Source organism: Streptomyces sp. NPDC050528, assembly GCF_044457795.1.
In the GTDB taxonomy this organism is placed as follows: Bacteria; Actinomycetota; Actinomycetes; order Streptomycetales; family Streptomycetaceae; genus Streptomyces.
The window spans coordinates 281754-307118 of the sequence record NZ_JBITHH010000003.1; the positions used below are offsets into that span (position 1 = coordinate 281754).

Here is a 25365-nt window from a genome sequence, read left to right on the forward strand (position 1 = left end):
GAGCAGAATGCGCTGTGGCCAGCGTTTTCGCCCGCTTGATCACTGATCAAGCCGTGCGCAGCGAGAATCCGCTTTCCGGCCATCGAATCCCGGTCGGGAGCGTGCCGCACATCACGTCCCGTCCAAGATCAGCGGGCGAGCCGTCCGAGCAGGGAGGAAGCGGCGGCGATGCCCAGTGCGGCGGCCACCAGCAACACGGCGAAGTCGGTGCCCACATGGGACGGGGTGCCGAGCAGCAGCCCGCGCAGGGCGTCCACTTCGTAGCTCAGCGGGTTCACCTTGCTCACCGCCTGCAGCCAACCCGGCATGATCGCCACCGGGTAGAGGGCGTTGGAACCGAAGAACAGCGGCATGGTGATCGCCTGGCCGAAACCCATCAGCCGGTCCCTGCTGAGCACGATGCCGGCGATGGTCATCGACAGGCACGAGAAGAAGGCCGAGCCGAGGATGACGATCGCCCCGACGCCGATCAGCTTCAGCGGGTTCCAGGTCAGCGCGACCCCGAGGATCGCGGCGATGACGACCACGACGACGGCCTGGATCAGCGACTTCACCCCGGCCGCGAAAGCCTTGCCGGTGATCAGTGCCGAGCGCGGGGTGGGGGTGACGAGGAGCTTGTTGAGGATGCCCGCGTCGCGCTCCCAGATGATCTGGATGCCGTAGAAGATGGCGATGAACATCGCGGACTGGGCGATGATGCCCGGGGCCAGGTAGTCGATGTACGGGATGCCGCCGGTGGGGATCGCCTTGATGCGGGTGAAGGTCTGGCCGAAGATCAGGAGCCACAGGGCCGGTTGGACGGCGCGGGTGTACAACTCGGTGCGGTCGTGGCGGAGTTTCTGGAGTTCGACCGCGCACATCGCGATGACACGGGCGGGCAACAGGCGCCATCCGGCCCGGGGTTGGGGCGGGGTCAGGAGAAGGTTCAGGTCGTTCTCGGCGGCGGGGTCAGCCGACGCGGTTCGCGGTGCGGCGGGTGCTTCGGACATCGCGGAAACCTCCTGACTGGTCTTCGAGACCGCTGCCGGCGATGTCCCGGAAGACGTCTTCGAGGGTGGGCAGCGGATCGGTGGCGGGCGCTCCGTCGGCACGCCGGCGTTCGCCGAGGCCCTCGCGGAGCTGCTCCGGGGTGCCCAGGGCGCGGATGCGGCCGCGGTGCATCAGGCCGACGCGGTCGCAGTACTGGTCGGCCTCGTCCATGTAGTGCGTGGTGACCAGGACGGTCATGCCGGTGGCCTCGCGCACGGCGTTGATGTGCTCCCACACGCTGGTGCGCGCGATCGGGTCGAGGCCGATCGTGGGCTCGTCGAGGATGAGCAGGCGGGGCGCGCTGACCAGGGCCTGCGCGAGTTCCAGGCGGCGGACCATGCCGCCGGAGTAGGTGTTGGCGAGCCGGTCGGCGGCGTCGGTGAGGTCGACCGCGCGGAGCGCCTGGGCGACACGTGCGGCGCGCTCCTTGCGCGGGACGTCGAAGACGCGGGCGAAGAGAGCGACGTTCTCGCGTCCGGTGAGCCCGCTGTCGGCGGACAGCTGCTGCGGGACGTAGCCGAGCATGCGGCGCACCGACATCTGTTCCTTGGCCGTGTCGTGGCCGAAGACGTGGACCATGCCGGCCGGGACCGGCAGGAGGGTGGTGATACAGCGGATCGCCGTGGTCTTCCCGGCGCCGTTGGGGCCGAGCAGGCCGAAGACCTCGCCCTCCCCCACGGACAGGTCGAGCCCGTCCACCGCGGTGGTCTCGCCGAAGGAATAGGCGAGCCGGGTGCAACTGACCGCTGCGGACCGCTCGTTGGCGGTGTCCGGCGTCATGAGTCCTCGGCCTCCTCGTGCAGATTGACGGCCAGTGCGTGCAGGGCCGGGATCGCCGCGCGCAGCGCGTCCCGGTCCTTCTGGTCGAGACGGTCCACCTGGCCGCGGACAAGCGCCGCGCGCCGTTCGTGCCAGTCGCTGAGCCGGGTCTTGGCCGTCTCGGTGAGCTGGAGGCGGGCGGCACGCCGGTCGGCGGGGTCGGTCTCGCGGATCAGGAAGCCGTCCCGGGCGAGCTGGTTGACGAGCGTCGACACCGAGTTGCTCGCCAGGAACAGCTCCTTGGCCGCCTCCGAGATGCCGATGCCGGGCCGGACCTCGACCAGGCGCAGCAACTCCACCTCGGCACCGCGCAGCCGCGGCATGGTCATCTCGCTCCGCAGTCGCCTGCGGATCAGCCGCTGGACCCCGACGAGCGCGTCGGCCAGCTCTTCCGGGAAGTTCTCCGTCTCCACTCTCGGAGATTACCTCTTTAGCAGAGGTAACTAACCCAAAAGGATGGTCAAGACCCGGGCTCGGGAGGCAGTGGTACCGCTTCCGGTTGGACACTGGGAGGTGACCGGTGGCCGCCGGTCCACGAGATCGGAACGCGACTGCCATGAACCACGACAGGAATACGTCCCCCGGTGAGCCGGACGCCGTCTCCACACGTTCGGTGTTCGGCGCCCCCTGCTGGGTGAGTCTCACGAGCCGCGACGTGGAGTCGACCGAGGACTTCTACGAGGCCGTGTTCGGCTGGAAGTGGCGCTCGGCCAGCCTCGGCGACCGGTTCCGGATCGCCACGGCGAACGACATCCCGGTGGCCGGTCTGGCCGCGGTGGCCTCCATGTGGCAGGTCGCGGTGGCGTGGACGCCGTACTTCGCCGTGCCCGACGCGGATGTGGCCGCCGCCCGGGTACGGGAGCGCGGCGGCACGGTCGCCGTGGGACCGCTCTCCTTCCCGCCCGGCCGCGCGGCCCTGCTCGGCGACCGGGACGGCGCGACCTTCGGCATCTGGGAGGGCGACCTCGTCCGCGGCTGGGAGACCTGGCGCCGCTCGGCCCCCGCCTTCGTCCGGCTGCGCACCCGCGACGCCTTCGACGCGGCGATCTTCTACGGCGAGGTCCTCGACTGGGCCTCGGCGGACCCGCAGAGCTGTGACGTGCGGTACGAGGGCGAAGAGGTCGTCCTGCGCAGCGGCGGGAACGTGGTGGCCCGCATCGAGTCGGGCGCCCTGGAGGCGGCCCCCGACCCGACGGTCCGCCCCAACTGGCAGGTCCACTTCGCGGTCTCGGACATCAGGTCCTGCGCCCGGGTCACCGAGGCGCACGGCGGCAGCGTCCTGCGCGAGAACACCACCGAGGCCGTCCTGCGCGACCCCGACGGCGCCCGCTTCACGGTCACCTCCCGCGACGCCCCTTGACCCGCCCGTTCTCCCTGGCAGGCCGCGACAACAGCACGAGACTGCGCGCCTCTACGGCCATCTCGGTGCCGGCCTTGTGTTCCGTCTCGTCCGGGCCGCCCTGCGGTTCGGCGGTGTCGATCAGGGTCGTCCAGCGCTCGCCGTAGGTGACGTCGGGCAGCCGGAAGTCGACGGGCTCCCAGTAGCTGTTCAGCAGGAGCAGGAACGAGTCGTCAACGACGGGCCCGCCGTGCGGATCGCGTTCGGCGATGGCGTCGCCGTTGAGGAACACGCCCACGCAATGCGCATCCGATCGCTGCCAGTCCAGGTCGGCCATCTCGCGCGCGTCGGGCAACAGCCACACCAGATCGGGCAGCGGCTGACCCGCGTGCACGGCGGTCTCGCCCCGGAAGAACCGCCGCCTCCTCAGCACCGGATGCGCGGCCCGCAGCCCGATCACATACCGCGTGAAGTCTGCGAGTTCACGCTGCTCGTCGCTCAACTCCCAGTCGATCCAGGAGACTTCGTTGTCCTGGCAGTAGGCGTTGTTGTTCCCGCGCTGGCTGCGCCCCAGTTCGTCGCCGTGACTCAGCATCGGGATGCCCTGCGAAAGGAGCAACGTGGCAAGGAAGTTGCGCTGCTGCCGGGCACGCAGCTCCAGCACGGCGGGATCGTCCGTGTCCCCCTCGGCCCCGCAGTTCCAGGACCGGTTGGTGCTCTCACCGTCCCGATTCCCTTCCCCGTTGGCCTCGTTGTGCTTGTCGTTGTACGAGACGAGGTCGCGCAGGGTGAACCCGTCGTGCGCCGTGACGAAGTTGACGCTGGCACGCGGCCGCCTACGGCTGTGCTGGTACAGGTCCGAGGACCCGGTGAGCCGGGACGCGAACTCGCCGAGCGTGTGCTCGCCGCCGCGCCAGAAATCCCGTACGGCGTCCCGGTACTTGCCGTTCCACTCCGACCACAGCGGCGGGAAGTTGCCGACCTGGTAGCCGCCCTCGCCGACGTCCCACGGCTCGGCGATCAGCTTGACGCGGCTGATCACCGGGTCCTGCTGGATCAGGTCGAAGAACGCCGACAGCCGGTCCACCTCGTGGAACTGCCGGGCCAGGGTGGCCGCGAGGTCGAAGCGGAAGCCGTCGACATGCATCTCGGTGACCCAGTAGCGCAGCGAGTCCATGATCAGCTGGAGGACGTACGGGTGCCGCATGAGCAGGCTGTTCCCGGTGCCGGTCGTGTCGTAGTAGTGGCCCCAATCGCCGTCCACCAGACGGTAGTAGGAGGCGTTGTCGATGCCCCGGAAGGAGAGGGTGGGGCCTTTCTCGTTGCCCTCGGCGGTGTGGTTGTAGACGACGTCGAGGATGACTTCGAGGCCGGCCGCGTGCAGCGCTTTGACCATCGACTTGAACTCGGTGACCTGGCGCCCGCGTTCGCGGTGGGCGGCGTAGGCGTTGTGCGGCGCGAAGAAGCCGATCGTGTTGTAGCCCCAGTAGTTGGACAGGCCGCGGTCCTGGAGCACGCCGTCCTGCACGAACTGGTGCACCGGCATCAACTCGACGGCGGTCACCCCGAGTTGGACGAGATGCTCGACGACAGCCGGGTGCGCGAGTCCCGCGTACGTCCCCCGGAGTTCCTCGGGGACCTCCGGGTGGGTGCGGGTCAGCCCCTTCACATGGGCCTCGTAGATCACCGTGTCGGCGTACGAGCGCCGGGGCGGGCGGTCGTCGCCCCAGTCGAAGGCCGGGTCGGTGACCACGCCGAGCATGCCGTGTCCGGCGCTGTCGCCGGGTGCCGGGCCGGCCGAACGCTCGTACAGCGAGGGGTCGTTGTCGATCTGTCCGTCCACCGCCGTGGCGTACGGATCGAGGAGCAGTTTCGCCGGATTGCAGCGGTGTCCGAGGGCCGGAGCCCATGGCCCGTGCACCCGGTAGCCGTAGCGCTGCCCCGGCCCGACGCCCGGCAGATAGCAGTGCCAGACGAAGCCGTCGGCCTCGGTGAGCGGGATGTCGCGGTGGCGGCCGTCGTCGCCGACGAGGACGAGGTCGACGCGTTCGGCGACCTCGCTGAACAGGGCGAAGTTGGTGCCCGTCCCGTCGTGGGCGGCGCCCAATGGATAAGGGTGCCCGTTCCAGACGGGCACCCTTTTCCGGGACGGGCGCGCGGTCACTTGGCGTCCTCCAGGACGCCGTGCGGCGGGCGGGTCGGCAGGGCGACCGGTACCTCGCGCGGGAGTTGGAGCATCTCCCGCAGGCGCGGCGCGGGCGTCCTCGGGACACGCGGGACGCGTTCGCCGCTGCGGGCGCGCTGCGAGAACCAGATGACCTTGCTTCCGGTGTCGGTGGCGCAGCAGCCCCAGCCGTCGCTCATCGCGGCGATCCGGGCGAGGCAGGCGCGCAGGTCCTGGTCCGGGCGCAGATCGCGGTCGTTGTCGCCGATGGCGGTGATCAGGTGCTGGCCGTTCCACCACAGCTCTATGGACGTGTGCTTGTCCGTGGCGTGTTCGTCGATGGCCCGCAGCAACAGCTCGGCGCCGCGACAGACGGGCTCCACGAGGATCTCCAGGTCCCACAGCCGGAGATGGGCGGCGAGAATGCGCCTCACCTGCCCGACCCGTTCCTGACTGACGTCCACATCGAGGTGGTAGTAGCACGGCACTGCGGTCTTCATCTTCGTTGGCTCCTCACCGGCGGAACTCTCGCTCCGCCTCTGCCCCCTGCGGGGCCCGGCCCCGAACACGAAGCGTGAGCACTGATCGCTTCTGAGTCAGCTCCACTGTGCGAGCGCTAGGCCATTCGTGCAACACGAGCGACGAGTGAGGTAGTTGAAGAACCAACAAGACGCTTGGTCATCACCTGTGCACCATGAGTGAAAGCCTCGACTGCCGTGACGGAGCCATGACGCTCCGGGTACGGCCGCCACCCGACGGTCGGGAACCGCGGTCCGCCGAGGCGAAAGGTGAACAGCGCCATGCTGCTACCCGCCAAGGCCGAAGTCGCCCGCCAACTGCGGCGCTATCGGGCGTGGGAACGCGTGATGCTCGCATCGCCGGGCGACCGGACGGTACGGGCCACCTTCGAGGACTCGGGCTACACCTTGTGCGTGCTGATGGGCGAACGCTGCGCGCGCGAGGCCGCGCAGTCCGCCGAGCGCTATCTGCGCGGCGCCCCGGGCACGTACCAGCAGGAGCAGAACGCCCGCCCCCGTACGACGACCGTCGTGCACGGCGGGCCGCATGTCGCCGTCGACCGGCGGTCCCCGGCGGGAAGGTAGTCCCCCTTCCGGCGCAGCTCGCACCCACGGCCGGGCGAACAGCCCGGCCTCCGGCACGACGGAGGTGAGACCCATGAACGCGACCCCGGCAGCCATCGGCCGCATTCCGGTACGTGACGTACGCCCGTCCGTGGACAGCGGCGCGCGCCCGGCGAAGGCGGTGGTCGGCGAACCGTTCCAGGTCACCGCCACCGTCTTCCGCGAGGGTCACGACACGATCGGCGCCAACGTCGTGCTCTACGACCCGGACGGCCGCCCCGGCCCCTGGACCCCGATGCGCGAACTCGCCCCCGGCAGCGACCGCTGGGGCGCCGAGGTCACCCCGACCACGACAGGCCGTTGGTCCTACGCCGTGGAGGCCTGGGGCGACCCCGTCGCGACCTGGCGCCGGGCCGCCCGCATCAAGATCCCGGCCGGCATCGACATCGGCCTGATGCTGGAGGAGGGCGCGGAGCTGTACGCCCGCGCCGCCGCCGGAGTGCCCGAGGGACCGGCCCGCGTCACGATGCTGGCCGCCGCGGAGACCCTGCGCGACGACACGCTGCCGGTGGGGACGCGGTTCGTGGCCGCGTTGACTCCGGATGTGGACGGGGTGCTGGAGCGCCATCCGTTGCGGGACTTGGTGACGGTTTCCGAGCCCCGGCCGCTGCTCGTCGAGCGGGAGCGGGCCCTCTACGGCGCGTGGTACGAGTTCTTCCCCCGCTCCGAGGGCACGGTCGAGATCCCGCACGGCACGTTCCGTACGGCAGCGCGGCGACTCGATGGCATCGCGGCGATGGGTTTCGACGTGGTGTATCTGCCGCCGATCCATCCGATCGGGAGCACCTTCCGTAAGGGGCCGAACAACACCCTGTCGGCGGGGCGGGAGGATGTCGGCGTCCCGTGGGCGATCGGCTCGCCGGAAGGTGGTCACGACGCGATCCACCCGCAGCTCGGAACGTTGGAGGACTTCGACGCGTTCGTCGCGCGGGCCGCCGAGCTGGGGATGGAGATCGCGCTGGACTTCGCGCTCCAGTGCTCGCCGGACCACCCGTGGGTGGAGAAGCACCCGGAGTGGTTCCACCACCGTCCCGACGGGACGATCGCGTACGCGGAGAACCCGCCGAAGAAGTACCAGGACATCTACCCGATCGCCTTCGACCGCGACATGGACGGCCTGATCGCCGAGACGACACGGGTACTACGGCACTGGATGGACCACGGGGTGCGGATCTTCCGCGTGGACAACCCGCACACCAAGCCGGTCGTGTTCTGGGAGCGGGTGATCGCCGACATCAACGGCACCGACCCGGACGTGATCTTCCTGGCCGAGGCGTTCACACGTCCGGCGATGATGCACACGCTCGCCCAGATCGGCTTCCAGCAGTCGTACACCTACTTCACCTGGCGCAACACCAAGCAGGAACTCACCGAATATCTCAGCGAGTTGGCAGGCGAGGCTGCCGCCTACATGCGGCCGAACCTGTTCGTGAACACCCCGGACATCCTCCACGAGTTCCTCCAGGACGGCGGCCGACCGGCTTTCGAGCTGCGGGCGGTACTCGCCGCGACCCTCGCCCCCACCTGGGGCGTCTACAGCGGCTACGAACTGTGCGAGAACACCCCGCTACGGCCGGGCAGCGAGGAGTATCTCGACTCGGAAAAGTACCAACTCCGGCCCCGCGACTGGGAGTTCGCCGAGCGGGAAGGACGTAGCATCGCGCCCTTGTTGGGGAAGCTCAACGCGATCCGGCGTCGCCATCCGTCGCTGCGCCGGCTCAGGAATCTCCGCTTCCACCGGACGGACAACGACGCGCTGATCGCGTACAGCAAGACGACGGGTATGGACACGGTTCTGGTGGTCGTCAACCTTGATCCGCACCACACCCAGGAGGCCACGGTCTCGTTGGACATGCCGCAACTCGGCCTGGAATCAAACGAATCCATGTCGGTGTACGACGAACTGACGGGTGAGTCCTATCAGTGGGGCAGGACCAACTATGTGCGTCTCGAACCCGGTCGGGCTCCCGCGCACGTGCTCCACGTCCGGCGGTCCACTCAGAGCGGAGGGTCAAGAGCTTCATGACAGTCAACGAACCGGTCCACGACACCTTCGAGGACACTCCCGCCAAGGACCGGGACCCCGAGTGGTTCAAACGCGCCGTCTTCTACGAGGTCCTGGTCCGCTCCTTCCAGGACAGCAACGGCGACGGCATCGGTGACCTCAAGGGCATCACCGCCAAACTCGACTACCTCCAGTGGCTCGGCGTCGACTGCCTCTGGCTCCCACCGTTCTTCAAGTCACCGCTGCGCGACGGCGGTTACGACGTCTCGGACTACACCGCCGTACTCCCCGAGTTCGGCGATCTGGCGGACTTCGTGGAGTTCGTCGACTCCGCACACCAGCGGGGCATGCGCGTCATCATCGACTTCGTCATGAACCACACCAGCGACCAGCACCCGTGGTTCCAGGAGTCGCGCAAGGACCCCGACGGTCCGTACGGCGACTACTACATGTGGGCCGACGACGACAAGCAGTACCCCGACGCCCGCATCATCTTCGTCGACACCGAGGCGTCGAACTGGACCTTCGACCCCGTCCGCAAGCAGTACTTCTGGCACCGCTTCTTCTCCCACCAGCCGGACCTCAACTACGAGAACCCGGCCGTGCAGGAAGAGATCCTGGCCGCCCTCCGCTTCTGGCTGGACCTCGGAATCGACGGCTTCCGCCTCGACGCCGTGCCGTATCTCTATGCCGCCGAAGGCACCAACTGCGAGAACCTGCCCGCCAGTCACGACTTCCTGAAGCGGGTCCGCCGTGAGATCGACGCGATGTATCCGGACACCGTGCTGCTGGCGGAAGCGAACCAGTGGCCCGAGGACGTCGTCGACTACTTCGGCGACTACCAGGCCGGCGGCGACGAGTGCCACATGGCGTTCCACTTCCCCGTCATGCCACGGATCTTCATGGCCGTACGCCGGGAGTCCCGCTACCCCGTCTCGGAAATTCTCGCCAAGACCCCCGCGATTCCCTCGGGTTGTCAGTGGGGCATCTTCCTGCGCAACCACGACGAGTTGACCCTGGAAATGGTCACCGACGAGGAACGCGACTACATGTGGGCCGAGTACGCCAAGGACCCCCGCATGCGCGCCAACATCGGCATCCGCAGGCGTCTCGCGACCTTGCTGGACAACGACCGCAACCAGATCGAACTCTTCACGGCCCTGCTGCTCTCGCTCCCCGGCTCGCCGATCCTCTACTACGGCGACGAGATCGGCATGGGCGACAACATCTGGCTCGGCGACCGCGACGCCGTCCGCACCCCGATGCAGTGGACGCCCGACCGGAACGCGGGCTTCTCCTCCTGCGACCCGGGGCGGCTCTTCCTGCCGACCATCATGGACCCCGTCTACGGCTATCAAGTCACCAACGTCGAGGCGTCGATGTCGTCGCCCTCCTCGCTGCTGCACTGGACCCGCCGCATGATCGAGATCCGCAAGCAGAACCCGGCGTTCGGCCTCGGCTCGTACACCGAACTCCAGTCGACGAACCCGGCGGTGATCGCGTTCCTGCGGGAGTACGAGGACGATCTCGTGCTGTGCGTGCACAACTTCTCGCGGTTCGCGCAGCCCACGATGCTCGATCTGCGGGAGTTCGCAGGACGGCATCCCGTGGAGCTGATCGGCGGGGTGCGGTTCCCGGCGATCGGTGAACTGCCGTATCTGCTGACGCTCGCGGGGCACGGCTTCTACTGGTTCCGGCTCCCGCGAGCCGCTCCCCGCACCGGCCGACGACTTTGAGGATGGGCCCGCGAAAGGACGCGTCACCATGCCGAAGACCGCACCTCTCCGACTGAGCAGCCCCGGCGTCGACCGGCCTCCGGCCACGCTCGCCGGGCTGCTGCGCGAATGGCTGCCCGGGCAGCGCTGGTTCGCCGGCAAGGACCGGCCGGTGGCCGACCTCGACGTGCTGTCCACGACCGAACTCTTCCCGGGCTGCCTTCACTTGCTGGTCCACGCCTTTCATACGCCGGTGCCCTCGCCGGGCGGCACTCCCCCGCCCGGCGACTGCTATCAACTCCTGCTCGGCGTAAGGGAACACGTCTCGCCGCGGCTGGCCCGGGCCTTCATCGGGCGTGTTCAGGAAGGGCAGTTGGCCGGTCTCGCGGTCTACGACGCGCTCCAGGATCCGCGATCGGCGGAACTGCTTCTGGAGCGGCTGCGGCATCCCGGTACGACGGGCCCCCTGCACTTCGAGGCGGACCCGTCGGCTCCCGTGCCCGCCGGACTCACACCTCGGCTGCTGGGCGCCGAGCAGTCCAACTCCTCGCTGGTGTACGGCGATCGGTTCATCCTGAAGGTGTTCCGACGCATCCAGCCCGGCGTCAATCCGGACCTGGAACTGCCGGGGGCGCTGGCAGCGCAGGGCTGCAAACGCGTCCCCGCGCCGGTGGCGTGGTTCCGGACGGCGGAGCCGCGCGCCGCGACACTCGGTGTGCTCCAGCCGTTCCTGCCGGACGCCTCCGACGGCTGGGCGCTCGCGCTGCGTGCCCTCGCCACCGGTGATGAATTCACCACCGAGGCCCATGAGTTGGGGCAGGCCACCGCCGACGTCCATCTCGCGCTGGCCGCGGCCTTCCCGTCCGACGGACGCGCCCCCGCCGAGAACGACCGTACGGCGGCGGCGATGACCGAGCGCCTGGAGTCGGCCGCACACTCCGTTCCGGCACTACGGCCGTTCGTGCCGGGGCTGCGGACCGCATTCGGGGCGCTCGTCGGCCGTGACGCCGGGCCGCCCGCCCAGCGCATCCACGGCGATCTCCATCTCGGTCAGGTGCTGCGGGCCGGCCGCGACTGGTTCGTCATCGACTTCGAGGGCGAGCCGTCCAAGCCGCTGGCGGAACGGCGGAGCGCGCAGTCCCCGGTGCGGGACATCGCGGGCATGCTGCGGTCCTTCGACTACGCGGCCCGGCAGCGTCGGCCCTGGCGCCCCGAGTGGGCCCGCCGTTGCCGGGAGGCGTTCTGCGCGGGCTACGCGGCCCGGGCCGGCTGGGATCCCCGCACCAAGCACGCCCTGCTGCGCGCGTACGAGACGGACCGCGCCGTGTATGAAGTGCTGTACGAGGCCAGACACCGTCCGGACTGGCTTCCCGTACCCATGGCGGCGATCGAGCGTCTCGCCGTCCGAGGAGGCTGAACTCCGTGGCCCTGCACGACACTTCACCTCAGGAGGCGGGCGGTCCGCCCACGTCCGGCGAGACCGGGGACCGGCCCGTCGCGGAAGCTCCGGAGACGGGCGGCTCACCCACGACCACCGGCCCGGAGGCAGTCGAGCCGACCGCCCCCGCCACACCAGAGGCCGGCGACCTGAGCGTGCCTGGCGCATCGGAGACCGGAGACCGGACCGTCGTGGAAGCCCCGGAGACAGACAACTCGCCCACGGCCACCGGCCCAGAAAGAGTCGAGCCGACCGGGTCCGTCACACCAGGGGCCGGCGAACCGAGCGTGCCCGGCGCATCGGAGACCGGCGATCAGCCCGTCGCGGAGACGGCGGAGACAGGCGGCTCACCCACGGCCCCCGGCCCGGAAACGGGTGTCCCGAGACGACCCGCCGCACCGGACGCCCGCGGCCCGGCCATACCCACCGCACCGGCGACCGCCGACCGGACCGCGACCGAGGGACCGGAGACGAACGGCTCGCCCACAACCACCGACCCGCAGACGGGCCAGCCGACCGGATCCGCCACACCGAACGCCTCCCACCCTGCCGTACCCGGCCCACCAGAGACCGCCGGCCCGACCATGACCGAAGCGCCGGAGACGAGCAGCTCGCCCTCGATCGTCGGCCGACCGCACGAGGGACTGCCCGGCACCACCTCCACGCCCGCAGCCGCCTCACCCACGACCGTTCCGGTTCCCCTGGACGCGGGCGGCCCCCCGGCATCCGCCCCGCTGGACCCGGTCGACCGCGACCGTCTCCTCTCCGGTGCCCACCACGATCCGCACGGGCTGCTCGGCGCGCATCAGGTGCCGGGCGGGATCGTCTTCCGGGCGCTGCGTCCGTATGCCCGGGCCGTGAGTGTCGTGATCGACGGGACGCGCAGCCCACTCACCTCTGAGGGCGGCGGCCTCTTTTCCGCCGTGCTTCCGCTCGACGCGCTCCCGGCCTACACGCTGCTGGTGTCCTACGCGGAGGGCGGCGAGCACGAGGTCCATGACCCGTACCGTTTCCTCCCCGCCCTCGGTGAACTCGACCTGCACCTCATCAAAGAGGGGCGGCACGAGGAGTTGTGGAAGGCGCTCGGCGCGGAGCCGATGACGCACGGCGGGGTGGCCGGTACCCGGTTCACCGTGTGGGCGCCGAACGCCCAAGGGGTGCGTGTTGCCGGGGAGTTCAGCTCCTGGGACGGGACCGCGTTCCCGATGCGGTCGCTCGGTTCGTCGGGTGTGTGGGAGCTGTTCCTGCCGGGGGTGGGCGAGGACGCGCGCTACAAGTTCGAGATCACCTCCCGGAACGGCGACCGCTTCCTCAAGGCCGACCCGATGGCCCGCCGTACCGAAGTGCCACCCGCCACGGCGTCCATCGTCACCGCCTCGCACTACGAATGGGGCGACGAGGACTGGCTCGCGCGCCGGACCCAAACCCCGGTCCACGAGGCGCCCTTCTCGGTCTACGAGGTCCATCTCGCCTCCTGGCGACCCGGCTTGACGTACCGTCAGCTGGCCGTCGAGCTCCCTGCCTACGTCAACGAACTGGGCTTCACCCACGTCGAGTTCATGCCGGTGGCCGAGCACCCCTTCGGCGGTTCCTGGGGTTACCAGGTCACCGGCTTCTACGCGCCGACCTCCCGCATGGGCACCCCGGACGACTTCAAGTTCCTGGTCGACGCGTTCCACCAGGCCGGTATCGGCGTGATCATGGACTGGGTGCCGGCGCACTTCCCCAAGGACGACTGGGCGTTGGCCCGGTTCGACGGGGAGCCGCTGTACGAACCCGGGGACGAGCGGCGGGCCGAGCATCCGGACTGGGGAACGTACGAGTTCGACCTCGGCCGGACCGAGGTGCGCAACTTCCTTGTGGCGAACGCCGTTTACTGGTGCGAGGAGTTCCACATCGACGGCCTGCGCGTGGACGCGGTCGCCTCGATGCTCTATCTCGACTACTCACGCGACTCGGGCCAGTGGACCCCCAACGTCCATGGCGGGCGTGAGGACCTGGACGCGATGGCCTTCCTCCAGGAGATGAACGCGACGGTGTACCGCAGGGTGCCCGGTGTCGTGACGATCGCCGAGGAGTCGACCGCCTGGGACGGGGTGACCCGGCCGACCGACACCGGCGGTCTCGGCTTCGGGTTCAAGTGGAACATGGGCTGGATGCACGACTCGCTGGACTACATGTCGCACGAGCCAGTACACCGCAAGTTCCACCACAACGAGATGACGTTCTCGATGGTGTACGCCTACAGCGAGAACTACGTCCTCCCCATCTCCCACGACGAAGTCGTCCACGGGAAGCGGTCGTTGGTCTCGAAGATGCCCGGCGACTGGTGGCAGCAGCGCGCCAACCACCGCGCGTATCTGGGATTCATGTGGGCCCACCCCGGCAAGCAACTCCTCTTCATGGGCCAGGAGTTCGCCCAGGGCGCGGAGTGGTCCGAATCCCACGGCCCCGACTGGTGGCTCCTGGACCCGGCCTACGACGCCGCGCCCGATCACCGTGGCGTCCAGGACCTCGTCCGCGATCTCAACACGGTCTACCGCCACACCCCCGCCCTCTGGCAGCGCGACACCGACCCCGGCGGCTTCCGCTGGGTGATGGGCGACGCGGCCGAGGACAACGTCTTCGCGTTCCTGCGGTTCGACGCGCAGGGCGCCCCGCTGCTCGCCGTCAGCAACTTCTCCCCCGTTGTCCGCCACGACTACCGTCTCGGCGTCCCGGAGGAGATCCCCGCCTGGCGGGAGATCCTCAACACCGACAGCGCGGCCTACGGCGGAAGTGACGTCGTCAACCGCGATCCGGTCAAACCGGAGGACGGTCATATCCGGCTCACGCTTCCGCCGTTGGCGACGGTGTGGCTGACACCGGGGTGACATCCTGCTCGTATGCCTACGCCGATCCCTTCTGACACCACCCAAGTAACCGGCCTGCACCTGGAGTTGCGAGGCGTCACGCAGGAAGTGCGGGGCGCCGGGCGGGTGTTGGACGACGTGTCGTTCGAGGTCGGGGCCGGGCGGCTCACGGTCATCGCGGGCAGCAGCGGGGCGGGCAAGACCGTGCTGTTGCAGACCCTCGCGGGGCTCCAGGCTCCGACTTCGGGGGACGTCCTGCACGACGGTGCCCAACCGGGGCCGCCCGGACCGGAGTTCGGGTTCGTGCCGCAGGAGGACGTGATCCACCGTGAGCTGCCGTTGCGGCGCACCCTGGAGTACGCGGGGCGGTTGCGGATGCCGGGCGAGACGGTGTCGGCGCGGGTGACGGAGGTGCTCGACGTCCTCGGGCTCGCGCAGCGCGCGGATACACCGGTGCGGGCGTTGAGCGGCGGGGAACGCAAACGGGCTTGTATCGCCGCCGAGTTGCTGACCCGGCCCCGGGTGCTCTTCCTCGACGAGCCCACGTCCGGGCTCGATCCGGTCACCGGGGCCGCGCTGTTGGCGACCTTGCGCGGTCTGGCCGAGTACGGGACGACCGTCGTTCTCACCACCCACGTTCTGGCCGATCTGCCGCGCTGCGATCAGGTCGTGTTCCTGTCGCCGGGCGGGGCGGTCGCGTTCGTGGGAGCGCCGGACGCGTTGCTCGGGGCGTTCGGGGCGGAGACGGCGGAGGACGTGTACGCGGCGGTGGCGGACGGGAAGCGCGCCGAGCGGACCGCCCAAGTACCGCGTGCGGAACGGGTCCCGGCGCCGGTCGCGCACCGTCCGCCCCGGGTCGGCGCCGTACGCCAGTGGGCGTTGCTGACGCGTCGTACGACGGCGCTGTTGGTGCACAACCGGCTGTCGGTCGCCGTGTTCGTGGGGTCGCCGGTGATGATCGTGGCGATGTTCGCGGTGCTGTTCCGGGCGGGCGCGTTCGATCCGGCGGCGCCCGATCCGGGGTCCACGGCGATGATCATGTTCTGGATCGCGTTCGGGGCGTTCTTCTTCGGGCTGACGTACGGACTGCTGCAGATCTGCACGGAGTTGGCCGTGCTGCGCCGTGAGTGGCTGGCCGGGGTGCGGATCGGACCGTACGTCGCCTCGAAGTTGACCACCGTCCTACCCGTACTGGCGGCGGCGGACGCGCTGTTGCTGGCGGTGCTGCGCGCGCTGGACCGGTTGCCGGCGGCGGGTTGGGACACGTACACCTCGCTGTTCCTCACCAGCGTGCTGGCCTCGGCCGCCGCGCTCGCCCTCGGGCTGCTCACGTCGGCCGCGGTCACGGACCCCGGCCAGGCGACCCTGATGCTGCCGCTGCTCTGCTTCCCCCAGGTGCTGTTCTCGGGCGCCTTCGTACCGGTCCCGCGCATGGCAGCGGCCGGGCAGGCGATCAGCTGGGCGATGACCAACCGCTGGGCCTTCGAGGCACTGGGCGGCGCGATCGGCCTGGAGGACTTGTGGCGCGACGGCAACTCCCCAGCCGGACCACCCCTGTTGCGCTCGTACGGCGACTCGTTCGGGCACCCGGCGGGGCGCGGCTGGCTGATCCTGGCGGGGTTCGCCGTGCTGTTCCTGGCGGCTACGTGGGCGGTACTGGTGCGCAAGTGCCGTCAGGGGGTGGCTGCGGCGCGTGCCGGGCGGTGAGGCGCCACTCCGGCATTCAGCAGCCCGCCCGGTCCGCGAGGCCGGCCGCCGTCGGGACGCGGTCGCGGTACGTGTTCGCGACGAACTCCAGGAACCGGTCCACGTCCCTGGGCTGTGAGGAGACGCCCACCGAGACCCTGACCGCGCCGGCCGACGGCAGCCCCAGCAGGGTCAGGTACTCCTCCAGGGAGCCCAACGGTTTGCGGGCCGCCGAGCGCAGGCTGCGCAGGGGCAATGCGAACGCCGCCTCCCCCGCGCCGGGGTTGCAGAAGCAGCCGTAGCGGAGGGAGATGCGGTGGTCGGCGCTGTCCTGGGAGACGATCCGTTCGTCGATGACCCGGCCGGCCGCGTCGAGGAGGTTGAGGGCGACGGTGCCGCCGCGCGTCGGACCGGCACTGGTGGGACCGTAGACCCTTGTCATCGGGGTGCCGTCGGTGTGGCGCAACTCGGCTATGCCCGCGAGGAGTTGAGCGGTCAGGCGGGTCACGTGGTCGTGGACGTGGTCCATGCCGATGGTGTCGATCCAGTCCAGGCCGGCCGTGATGTCGGGTATGGAGAGGAAGTTGACGGTGCCGTCCTCGAAGGCCGCCTCGCCGTCGGCGAGGACGTGCCACTGTGCCTGGGCGCTGGCGGCGTAGATGGTGCCGCCGGAGAACCAGGGGCGGCGGAGTCGGGCCAAAGCCTCGCGGCGGACGACGAGGCTGCCTATGCCGGTGGGGTAGCCGAACACCTTGTACCAGCTGACCACGGTGAAGTCCGGGTGGTACCGGGAGAGGTCGAGGGGGTTGGTCGGCACGAACGCGGCGGCGTCCAACAGGACGTCGTAGCCGTGTTCCTGGGCCGTCGCGATCCAGTCCAGGGAGTGCCGTACGCCGGTGAAGTTGCTCTGTGCCGGATAGGCGAGGAGTCCGCGGCGGCGCCTGCGGGCCGTGAGGGCGGTGTGCAGGCGGTCCTCGTCGATCGCCAACTCCTGGCCGTGGACCGGGACATACTCGGTTCTCGCGCCGCCCGCTCGCGCGTACTCCCGTAATCCGTTCACGGAGTTGTGGTTGTCGAGGAGCATCACGAGCCGGCTGCCGGGGGCGAACGGGTACGACTCGCCGACCAGGCGGAGTGCGGCCGTGGCGTTCGCGGTGAACACCACCGTGTACTCGGCCGGGTCGGCGTGGAAGTGGCGCAGTACGGCGGCCCGGGCACCGGCCAGGAGGTCGCCCGAGGCGCGGGAGGCGGGGCTCTCCGAGTGCGGGTTGCCGAAGACGCTTCCGGTGATCCGCTCGGCGCTGGCCCGGACCAGGGAGCTTGGGGCGAGTCCGGCGCCCGTGTAGTCGAGATAGGTGTGTCCTTCGGCGTCCAGATAGCCGAAGTCGTGGGCCCTCAACTCGCCGAGATCCACCGCGCTCATGTCCTCGTACCCCCCGCTTTGTCAGATCGGTTCCGCCCAACCATCAAACTCCACAAGGGCACTTCCCGGTTCCCCTCACCAAACGCTCACACCTGGGCTACATTCGAGCACCGTCGATAACAGCAATGATCGGCAGAGTCACGCCCCGTACAACCCAGGAGCAGCGCATGCGCGACTTCGCCGTCGCTCCACCCCCCACCTCCACCCTGACCGGCGGCCTTGCGGACAGCATCTTCGAGACCGCTGTCCTCCAGCCCACCCTTCCGCTCGTCGCACGGCGCCCCGACCCCACGTCCACGGTGTGGGAGGAGGTGACGGCCGTAGAGCTGCGGGACGAAGTCGTCGATGTGGCAAAGGGGTTGATCGCCTCCGGGATCTCGCCCGGCAGCCGGGTCGCGATCATGGCCCGCACCCGTTACGAGTGGACCGTGCTCAGCCACGCCCTGTGGGCGGTCGGCGCCGAGGTCGTGCCGGTGCATCCGACGTCCTCGCGGGAGCAGGTCGAGTGGATGCTGCGGGACGCCGGCTGTGTGGCCGTGGTCGTGGAGGACGAGCAGGGCATCATGACCGTCGGCACGGTGTGTGCCGCGCTGCCGCTGCTGCGGCACGTCTGGCAGCTGGACTCCGGGGCGCTGGCCCAACTCGTGGAGCGGGGCACGTACATACCGCAGACCACGGTGGACTCGCTGCGCCGGATCGTCATGCCGGACTCGACCGCGGTCATCGCCTACACCTCGGGCACCTCGGGCCGCCCCATGGGCTGCGCGCTGAGCCACCGCAGTCTGGCGAGCCCCGTCGACACACTGCTCTCGGGCTGGTCGCACACGGCGGCGCCCCCGGGTGAACAGCCGTCCGTGCTGGCCTTCCTGCCGTTCTCGCACGTGTACGGGCTGATGATCCAGGCCATGTGCATGCGCGGCGGCTGGGTGATGGCGCACGAGCCGGAGATGACCGAGGCGGCGCTGGTGTCCGGACTGCGCTCGTTCCGGCCGACCTATCTGTACGCGGTGCCGTCGATCTTCGAGAAGATCTACAAGAACTTTCTCCGTACGGCCCAACAGTCGGGCCGCGGCGTCCTGTTCGAGCGGGCCGCGTCGACCGCGCGGGAGTTCGCCGCGGCCGAGGAGAGACAGAGACTGGGGCGGGGCTCGGGTCCCGCCTTCGATCTGCGGCTCCAGCACGCCGTGTTCGAGCGGACGGTGTACCGCAAGCTGCGCGCGGCGCTCGGCGGCCGGGTGGTCCGCGCCACGTCGGGCGGCTCACCCCTGAACCGTGAACTGTCCCTGTTCTACTCGGGTATCGGCATCCACGTGCACGACGGCTACGGCCTCACGGAGACCGCCGGCGGGATCACGATGCAGCCGCTGGGCCGGGAGAAGATCGGCACGGTGGGGCAGGCGCTGCCGGGCACGGAGATCCGGGTCGCGGAGGACGGCGAGATCCTGGTGCACGGCCCGTCGGTGTTCCAGGGCTACATCAACGACGAGCGGGCGACCCGGGCCGCGATGCACGCGGGCTGGCTGGCCACCGGGGACATCGGGCGGCTGGACACCGAGGGCTATCTGACGATCACCGGCCGCAAGAAGGACATCATCATCACCAGCAGCGGCAAGAGCGTCGCGCCGGCCGCCCTGGAGAACCGGCTGCGGATGCATCCCCTGATCCATCAGGCGGTGGTCGTCGGCGACGACCGTCCCTGTGTGGGGGCGCTGCTCACCCTGGACCCGGAGTTCGTGGCGCACTGGCGGGCCGGGCTGGCCCTGCAGAGCGACGCGCGGGGCCGGGAGGCGCGGGAGGAGAACGCGCTGCGGGAGGAGATCACCCGGGCCGTGGCGGCGGCCAACAGCCCGGTGGGGCGCGCCGAGTCGATCCGGGTCTTCCGGGTGCTCCCCCATCCGTTCGACGTCGCGGGCGGCCTGCTGACGCCGTCGATGAAGCTGCGCAGGGACGCGATCGTGCGGCACTACGCCTTCGAGATCGACGCGATGTACCAGGCACGCGCGCGTGCCCCGCAGCAGTCGGCGGAGGAACAACTCGCGGGCTGGGACGACGCGGACAACGTGTTCCGCTGACGTCACCGGCCGGGGCTCACCCCGGGCGGTGGGCGACGACCGCGAACATCGTCACCGACATGTGCAGTGCGCCGCGCTCGGCGGCCTCGGAGAGGTCGGTGTAGGCGCGGTCGCGCTGGGCCTCGGTCAGGGCGCCCCGGCGGACCGCGGACTCGCCGAGCATGCGGATCAGCGGCCAGGCGACCGACCGGTGGTCCTGGAGCAGCGCCTGGGAGCCACGGTCGTCGACGACGAGTCCGGCGGCGCTGAGCTGGCCGACGAGCCGGCGTCCAGAGTAGGGGTTGGCGGCGCTCGTGAGGGCGCCGGCAGTGAACGCGGCCGTGATCTCGGGGTCGCCCGGGTGCAGGATCGTGGTCGCCCAGTCGGTGTCGAGGAGGGCCACACGTCCGCCGGGCCGCAGGACACGGGCGATCTCGGCGACGGCCTTGTCGGGTTCCGCGAGGTGCTGGAGCACCCGTTCGCACCAGACGACGTCCACGGAGGCGTCGGGCACCGGCAGGGACAGCGCGTCGCCGTCCGTGAAGCGGGCCGGACTGCCGGCCTCCGCGGCCCGCTCCTCGGCGATCGCGCGCAGCCCGGGGTTGGGTTCGACGCCGAGCGCCGACCCGTTCGAGCCGACGGCCGCGGCCAGTTCACGCGTGGTCGAGCCGGTACCGGCCCCGATGTCGAGGGCACGCTCGCCGCTGCCCGGGGCGAGTGCCTCGTGGGCCCACGCACGCAGTCGTCGTACGCCGGGATTGGCTTCCTGGATGTCGAGGGCGGCCACCAGCCGCGTCACGTTGCCGGCGTCGATGTTCTGGGTGCGGAAGCCTGACCCCGGCTCGGGCTGAGTGTGCGACATGGCGTGCACTCTACGGTCCGCGGCGATCGTCGCGGGATCGGTCAAAGGTCATTCAGGTACGCCATTTGTTCACGCGTCCGCGGCGTACGGAGGGCGTCGGCGGGGCATGCTGGTGCTCCACGCGTTCGTCTGCCTGCCGCGCTCAGCTGGCGGAACGGCTCCCGGCACGGTGGGATCGATTGTGGTGCGAAGCAGCGATCCAGGGCAGGCGTACGGCGTCGAGGCAGACCGCCTGGAGCCGCAGAAGGGATGAACACCGTGACACGACCGAGGATCCTGGTGGTTGGCGCAGGCTTCGCAGGAGTGGAGTGCGTTCGCCGCCTGGAGAGGAAACTGACCCCGGAGGAAGCCGACGTCACACTGGTGACGCCGTTCTCCTACCAGCTCTATCTCCCCCTGCTGCCCCAGGTCGCCTCCGGCGTCCTGACCCCGCAGTCGATCGCCGTCTCGCTGCGCCGCAGCAAGAAGTACCGCACCCGGATCATCCCGGGCGGCGCGATCGGTGTGGACATCAAGGCCAAGGTCTGTGTGATCCGCACGATCAACGACGAGATCGTGAACGAGCCCTACGACTACATCGTCCTCTCCCCCGGCAGCATCACCCGCACCTTCGACATCCCGGGGCTGACGGATCACGCCTTCGGGATGAAGACCCTCGCGGAGGCCGCCTACATCCGCGACCACGTCATCACACAGCTGGACCTCGCGGACGCGAGCGACGACCCGGCGGAGAAGGCGTCGCGGCTCCAGTTCGTGGTCGTGGGCGGTGGTTACGCCGGTACGGAGACGGCCGCCTGTCTGCAGAAGCTGACGCATGCCGCCGTCAAGCGCTACCCGCGCATCGACCCGGGTCTGATCAAGTGGCACCTCATCGACATCGCGCCGAAGCTGATGCCCGAGCTGGGCGACAAGCTCGGCAAGAGCGCCCAGGAGATCCTGACCCGGCGCGGTATCGACATCTCCCTCGGCGTCTCGATCGCGAAGGCGGGCCCGGAGGAGGTCACGTTCACCGACGGCCGGGTGGTGCCGACCCGCACGCTGATCTGGACGGCCGGTGTGGTCGCCAGTCCGCTGATCGCGACGCTGGGCGCGGAGACGGTGCGGGGGCGGCTCGCGGTCACCTCCGACATGAACCTGCCCGGTCACGACGGGGTGTTCGCGCTCGGTGACGCCGGCGCGGTGCCGGACGAGGCCAAGGGCGGCGACGGCGCGATCTGCCCGCCGACCGCGCAGCACGCGATGCGGCAGGGGAAGGTGGTCGCCGAGAACGTGATCGCGACCCTGCGCAACCAGCCCCTGAAGCCGTACGTCCACAAGGACCTCGGGCTCGTCGTGGACCTCGGCGGCAAGGACGCGGTGTCCAAGCCGCTCGGCATCGAACTGCGCGGTTTTCCCGCCCAGGTCGTGGCCCGCGGCTACCACTGGTCGGCGCTGCGCACGAACGTCGCCAAGGTCCGGGTCGCGACGAACTGGACGCTCAACGCGCTGGCCGGCGACGACTTCGTGCGCACCGGCTTCCAGGCCCGCAAGCCGGCCACGCTGAAGGACTTCGAGTACACCGACTCGTACCTCTCGCCGGAGCAGGTACGGGACCGCATCGAAGGGTCCGGGACCCAGGAGCCGTAGCATCGGGGTTACGGATCTTGGCGTGAACCTGGGGAGAGTACGGCGGCGTGAGGGCAGCGGGACGGGCGGCGTGGGCACGGGTGTGGGATCGCGTCGCGGCGTCCGATCTCGGACTGCTGCGATTGACGGCCGGGCTGCGGACGGTGTGTTCGATCGCGCTCACGCTGGCCGTGCTCTCCCTCGCGGGGGCCTCGGTGCCGCATCTGGTGGCCGGGGCGATGTCGGCGATGGTGTCGACGTTCGCGATCCGCGAGAAGCAGCGCGGGCAGCAGGCGGTGACGCTCGCGCTGGGGCTGCCGGTGGCACTGGCCTCGGTGTCGCTGAGCGCGCTGCTGAACTCGCGGGTGGTCGCCGGTGACGTCTTCTTCGTCCTGCTGATCTTCGGCGCGGTCTACAGCCGCCGCTTCGGCGACCGCGGCACCGCGCTCGGCCTGATCGGCTTCCAGATCTACTTCCTGTCCCTGTTCGTCGGCGCGACCGTCTCCGCGCTGCCGCGGCTGTACGGCGTGCTCGGCGTCGCGTTCGTGTGCAGCGCGCTGGTGCGGTTCGCGCTGGTTCCGGAGACGCCGGCGGGGACGCTGGACCGGCTGCGGCGGGCGTTCCGGGCGCGGTTCGCCCAGCTGGTGACGGCGCAGATCGCGTTGCTCGACGCGGGTCCCGACGACATGGAGAAGGCCCTCACCGACGTACGCGAGGGCACCGCGCGGCTGCACGAGACGGCGCTGCTGATCCAGGGCCGACTGGAGGACGGGACCTCCGACGCGACGGTGGCACGGCTCGTGCAACGCCGTATCGCCGACGCGGAGGTCGCCGCCGAGCGGCTCGGTCTCCTGCTGCTCACCGCGCGCAGCGCCGAGCGGGGTCACACCCTCACCCTGCATCTGCCGGGCGCGCCGGTCCCCCTGGCCGACCGGCTGCCGGTACGGGACGAGGCGACCGACACGCTGCGCCGCGACCTGGAGGCGCTGCGCCTGCTGGTCCTACGGCCCTCGGGCACCGACTCGGGCACGGCGCTGGCCCATGTGCGCAACCGGCTGCTGGGGTATCGCGAGGAGGAGAACCTGCCGCCCGGGCCGGACGCCGTCCAGGACGTGTTCCGGGGTATCGGTGAGGCCGGGCGGGCCGTGCTGGGGCTGCGGATCGCGGTGGACGGGCCGCAGGACGAGTCGGAGGACACGCCCGCAACGACCCGCTCGCGCGAGGAGCTGGACGCGGAGGACCTCGCCATCGCGGGCAGCGAGGAGAGCGAGTCCGAGGACGCGGAGCGCACCGGGCTGCGGCGGCCCACCACGCGGGCGGCGGTGCAGGTCGCCGTGGGGTCGTCGCTGGCCATCATCGGCGGCGAGTTCCTGTCCAGTCAGCGCTGGTACTGGGCGGTGCTGACCTGCTGGATCGTCTTCATCAACACCTCGTCCACCGGCGAGATCCTGGTCAAGGGCTACCGACGGCTGCTGGGCACGGTCCTGGGTGTCATCGCCGGTATCGGTCTCGCGGGCCTGGTCGGGCATCACACCTGGACGGCGTTCGCGCTGGTGCTGCTGTTCATCTTCGCGATGTTCTACACGGCACCGCTCTCCTACACCCTGATGTCCTTCTTCGTCACCGCGATGCTGGGCCTGCTCTACACACTCCTGCACACCTACAGCGCGTCGGTGCTGGTGCTGCGGGTCGAGGAGACGGCGCTCGGCGCGGCCTGCGGGGTGGTCGCGGCGGCGCTGGTGCTGCCGGTGCACACGGACCGTCGTACGAACGAACTGCTCGGCACCGTGCTGGAGCGGCTCACGGACGTCACCGAGGCCGCCGTCGACCAGCTCAGCGGTGGTGCCGCGGCCGAACTGCTCGACAAGGCACGGGACTTGGACCAGGCGCTGGCCGACCTGAGCGCCTCGACGCAGCCGCTGACGCATCCGATCACGCCGTTGCGGGCGCGCCGGGACACGGCCAGGTATGTCGTCGCGCTGCTGGAGACCTGCGCCTATCACGCGCGGTATCTGGCGGCGACGGCCGAGCTGCTGCCCACGCATCCGTCGATAGCGGCGGATCCCCGGCTGCGGGAGGCGGGCCGGCGGATCGTGCACAACATCGGGGTGATCGGCGCGCACGTCTCCGACGGGGACGAGGACGGTGTCGGCGAGATCGAGACCGGGCCGAGCATCGCGTCCCTGCTGCGGCCCGGGACGCCGGGGACCCCGCGCTACGGCCGCGTCACGGACCGCGTGCTGCGGCATCTGCAGCGCCTCGACGAGGCCGTGGTCGGGCTGGCCCGGCCGCTCGGCGTGCCGATCGCCACGCCGGCGAAGTGAACCGCACGTGCCTGGGTAGGCGAGGGACATGACTGATGTCGTGGACTCGGACGAATTGTTGCGACGCATCCGGCGGGCTCGGGCCTTCGCCGCCCAGGAGGTGGACACATGGTCCCAACAGGGCGACGCCGTAAGGGAAGTGGCCTATGAGGCGGTTCTGCGGGTGCTGGACGAGATCGTGGCCCCCGGTCGGCATGCCACGAAGTGAAACCGGTCACGCGACCGGTTGAAGTGGGTACGAAATGCCCGCTGATGGTTTACGGTTCATTCATACGTGGATACGGGGTCGACCGTACCGTCCCCCGCGCCACCGCTTACGGCCCTGGCTGGTCTCCCCCGTCCAGCCAGGGCTTTTTCATGCCCGATTCCGTCCCCCGAGGTGCTTGGGGCGTCGGCAGAGGCTGAAATGGGCGTAGGGAGAATTCCGGATCCGCTGCCGGCGAGGAGCCCTGTGCCATGACCAAAGCGATAAAACTGCTGACCGCCCTGCCCCAGGCCCAGCGCGAACGGCTGATGGAGCTCGCGCAGGAGGTGTCGTTCGCCGAGGACTCCAGGATCTTCGAGGCGGGCGGCACGGCCGACCGCTTCTGGGTGGTCCGCTCCGGCGCCGTCTCGCTCGACCAGCAGGTCACACCGCAGCAGCGGGTCACCGTGGCCACGCTCGGCGCGGGCGACCTGCTCGGCTGGTCGTGGCTGTTCCCGCCGTACGAATGGGACTTCGGCGCGGAGGCGTTCAGTGCGGTGCGGGCCTACGAGTTCGACGCGTCGGCCGTTCTCGCCGTGTGCGTGGAGGATCCGTTGCTCGGGCTCTCCCTGGTGCGGATCGTCGCGGAGATCCTCGCGCACCGGCTGCAGATGACCCGGAGCAAGCTGATGGAGCACTACGCGATGCACCGGCCCGTCTGAGCGGC

The 25365-nt window shown here is 70.1% G+C and carries 19 protein-coding genes; 12 read left to right on the forward strand and 7 right to left on the reverse strand.

From position 1 onward, the window contains the following. Window positions 1-128: 128 nt before the first annotated feature. The 3 genes from ACIBK4_RS12715 to ACIBK4_RS12725 are packed head-to-tail and all read right to left on the reverse strand — an operon-like array spanning window position 129 to window position 2261. Window positions 129-989, reverse strand: a complete 861-nt coding sequence (locus tag ACIBK4_RS12715; RefSeq protein ID WP_398994652.1) for an ABC transporter permease — start codon at window positions 987-989, stop codon at window positions 129-131. Further along, window positions 949-1809, reverse strand: a complete 861-nt coding sequence (locus tag ACIBK4_RS12720; protein WP_398994653.1) for an ABC transporter ATP-binding protein — start codon at window positions 1807-1809, stop codon at window positions 949-951. The genes ACIBK4_RS12715 and ACIBK4_RS12720 overlap by 41 nt, the downstream gene beginning before the upstream one ends. Further along, on the reverse strand, window positions 1806-2261 hold the full coding sequence (locus ACIBK4_RS12725) for a MarR family winged helix-turn-helix transcriptional regulator (RefSeq protein ID WP_398994654.1): 456 nt from the start codon (window positions 2259-2261) through the stop codon (window positions 1806-1808). Before ACIBK4_RS12725 ends, ACIBK4_RS12720 begins: the two co-directional genes overlap by 4 nt. Window positions 2262-2404: 143 nt before the next feature. On the opposite strand from ACIBK4_RS12725, the gene ACIBK4_RS12730 reads away from it, so the two are divergent. Next, complete coding sequence (locus tag ACIBK4_RS12730) at window positions 2405-3208, forward strand: VOC family protein (protein WP_366430698.1); 804 nt, start codon at window positions 2405-2407, stop codon at window positions 3206-3208. Here ACIBK4_RS12730 and glgX read toward each other — a convergent pair. Together glgX and ACIBK4_RS12740 are read right to left on the reverse strand one after the other, a co-directional pair. Further along, on the reverse strand, window positions 3186-5351 hold the full coding sequence (gene glgX / locus ACIBK4_RS12735) for a glycogen debranching protein GlgX (protein ID WP_398994655.1): 2166 nt from the start codon (window positions 5349-5351) through the stop codon (window positions 3186-3188). The genes ACIBK4_RS12730 and glgX overlap by 23 nt on opposite strands. Beyond that, complete coding sequence (locus tag ACIBK4_RS12740) at window positions 5348-5851, reverse strand: pep a2 (RefSeq protein WP_398994656.1); 504 nt, start codon at window positions 5849-5851, stop codon at window positions 5348-5350. The genes glgX and ACIBK4_RS12740 overlap by 4 nt, the downstream gene beginning before the upstream one ends. Window positions 5852-6151: 300 nt before the next feature. Here ACIBK4_RS12740 and ACIBK4_RS12745 point away from each other — a divergent pair, with 300 nt between their 5' ends. From ACIBK4_RS12745 to ACIBK4_RS12770, 6 genes are all read left to right on the forward strand, one after another. After that, window positions 6152-6454 (forward strand): DUF5133 domain-containing protein, encoded by a 303-nt coding sequence (locus ACIBK4_RS12745; protein ID WP_398994657.1) that lies wholly within the window; start codon window positions 6152-6154, stop codon window positions 6452-6454. A gap of 73 nt (window positions 6455-6527) precedes the next feature. After that, window positions 6528-8519, forward strand: a complete 1992-nt coding sequence (locus ACIBK4_RS12750; RefSeq protein WP_398994658.1) for an alpha-1,4-glucan--maltose-1-phosphate maltosyltransferase — start codon at window positions 6528-6530, stop codon at window positions 8517-8519. After that, window positions 8516-10234, forward strand: a complete 1719-nt coding sequence (gene treS / locus ACIBK4_RS12755; RefSeq protein WP_398994659.1) for a maltose alpha-D-glucosyltransferase — start codon at window positions 8516-8518, stop codon at window positions 10232-10234. The genes ACIBK4_RS12750 and treS overlap by 4 nt, the downstream gene beginning before the upstream one ends. Window positions 10235-10262: 28 nt before the next feature. Further along, entirely contained in the window at window positions 10263-11630 is a 1368-nt protein-coding gene (locus ACIBK4_RS12760; protein ID WP_398994660.1) for a maltokinase, read from the forward strand. 5 nt (window positions 11631-11635) lie between these two features. Beyond that, complete coding sequence (gene glgB, locus ACIBK4_RS12765; RefSeq protein WP_398994661.1) at window positions 11636-14524, forward strand: 1,4-alpha-glucan branching enzyme; 2889 nt, start codon at window positions 11636-11638, stop codon at window positions 14522-14524. Window positions 14525-14536: 12 nt separating this feature from the next. After that, window positions 14537-16210, forward strand: a complete 1674-nt coding sequence (locus tag ACIBK4_RS12770; protein WP_398994662.1) for an ATP-binding cassette domain-containing protein — start codon at window positions 14537-14539, stop codon at window positions 16208-16210. Window positions 16211-16226: 16 nt separating this feature from the next. Here ACIBK4_RS12770 and ACIBK4_RS12775 read toward each other — a convergent pair whose 3' ends face one another. Next, complete coding sequence (locus ACIBK4_RS12775) at window positions 16227-17612, reverse strand: aminotransferase class V-fold PLP-dependent enzyme (RefSeq protein WP_398994663.1); 1386 nt, start codon at window positions 17610-17612, stop codon at window positions 16227-16229. A gap of 167 nt (window positions 17613-17779) precedes the next feature. Between ACIBK4_RS12775 and ACIBK4_RS12780 the strand changes: the two genes are divergently transcribed. Next, a complete protein-coding gene (locus tag ACIBK4_RS12780) occupies window positions 17780-19684 on the forward strand; it encodes an AMP-dependent synthetase/ligase (protein WP_398994664.1) in 1905 nt (634 codons plus the stop codon). 16 nt (window positions 19685-19700) lie between these two features. On the opposite strand, the gene ACIBK4_RS12785 is transcribed toward ACIBK4_RS12780, so the two are convergent. Then, complete coding sequence (locus ACIBK4_RS12785; protein WP_398994665.1) at window positions 19701-20525, reverse strand: methyltransferase domain-containing protein; 825 nt, start codon at window positions 20523-20525, stop codon at window positions 19701-19703. 249 nt (window positions 20526-20774) lie between these two features. Here ACIBK4_RS12785 and ACIBK4_RS12790 point away from each other — a divergent pair, with 249 nt between their 5' ends. The 4 genes from ACIBK4_RS12790 (at window position 20775) to ACIBK4_RS12805 (ending at window position 25360) form a co-directional block, all read left to right on the forward strand. Then, a complete protein-coding gene (locus tag ACIBK4_RS12790) occupies window positions 20775-22151 on the forward strand; it encodes an NAD(P)/FAD-dependent oxidoreductase (RefSeq protein WP_398994666.1) in 1377 nt (458 codons plus the stop codon). Between the two features lie 47 nt (window positions 22152-22198). Then, entirely contained in the window at window positions 22199-24454 is a 2256-nt protein-coding gene (locus ACIBK4_RS12795) for an FUSC family protein (RefSeq protein WP_398994667.1), read from the forward strand. A gap of 28 nt (window positions 24455-24482) precedes the next feature. Further along, window positions 24483-24662, forward strand: a complete 180-nt coding sequence (locus ACIBK4_RS12800) for a hypothetical protein (protein WP_398994668.1) — start codon at window positions 24483-24485, stop codon at window positions 24660-24662. 248 nt (window positions 24663-24910) lie between these two features. Further along, complete coding sequence (locus ACIBK4_RS12805) at window positions 24911-25360, forward strand: cyclic nucleotide-binding domain-containing protein (protein WP_366430684.1); 450 nt, start codon at window positions 24911-24913, stop codon at window positions 25358-25360. Window positions 25361-25365: the final 5 nt, after the last annotated feature.

Coding starts and splice junctions, on each gene's coding strand:
- ACIBK4_RS12715 (WP_398994652.1), bottom strand. CDS start 989: ATGTCCGAAGCACCCGCCGCACCGCGAACCGCGTCGGCTGACCCCGCC.
- ACIBK4_RS12720 (WP_398994653.1), bottom strand. CDS start 1,809: ATGACGCCGGACACCGCCAACGAGCGGTCCGCAGCGGTCAGTTGCACC.
- ACIBK4_RS12730 (WP_366430698.1), top strand. CDS start 2,405: ATGAACCACGACAGGAATACGTCCCCCGGTGAGCCGGACGCCGTCTCC.
- ACIBK4_RS12740 (WP_398994656.1), bottom strand. CDS start 5,851: ATGAAGACCGCAGTGCCGTGCTACTACCACCTCGATGTGGACGTCAGT.
- ACIBK4_RS12745 (WP_398994657.1), top strand. CDS start 6,152: ATGCTGCTACCCGCCAAGGCCGAAGTCGCCCGCCAACTGCGGCGCTAT.
- ACIBK4_RS12750 (WP_398994658.1), top strand. CDS start 6,528: ATGAACGCGACCCCGGCAGCCATCGGCCGCATTCCGGTACGTGACGTA.
- treS (WP_398994659.1), top strand. CDS start 8,516: ATGACAGTCAACGAACCGGTCCACGACACCTTCGAGGACACTCCCGCC.
- ACIBK4_RS12760 (WP_398994660.1), top strand. CDS start 10,263: ATGCCGAAGACCGCACCTCTCCGACTGAGCAGCCCCGGCGTCGACCGG.
- ACIBK4_RS12770 (WP_398994662.1), top strand. CDS start 14,537: ATGCCTACGCCGATCCCTTCTGACACCACCCAAGTAACCGGCCTGCAC.
- ACIBK4_RS12775 (WP_398994663.1), bottom strand. CDS start 17,612: ATGAGCGCGGTGGATCTCGGCGAGTTGAGGGCCCACGACTTCGGCTAT.
- ACIBK4_RS12780 (WP_398994664.1), top strand. CDS start 17,780: ATGCGCGACTTCGCCGTCGCTCCACCCCCCACCTCCACCCTGACCGGC.
- ACIBK4_RS12785 (WP_398994665.1), bottom strand. CDS start 20,525: ATGTCGCACACTCAGCCCGAGCCGGGGTCAGGCTTCCGCACCCAGAAC.
- ACIBK4_RS12790 (WP_398994666.1), top strand. CDS start 20,775: ATGAACACCGTGACACGACCGAGGATCCTGGTGGTTGGCGCAGGCTTC.
- ACIBK4_RS12800 (WP_398994668.1), top strand. CDS start 24,483: ATGACTGATGTCGTGGACTCGGACGAATTGTTGCGACGCATCCGGCGG.
- ACIBK4_RS12805 (WP_366430684.1), top strand. CDS start 24,911: ATGACCAAAGCGATAAAACTGCTGACCGCCCTGCCCCAGGCCCAGCGC.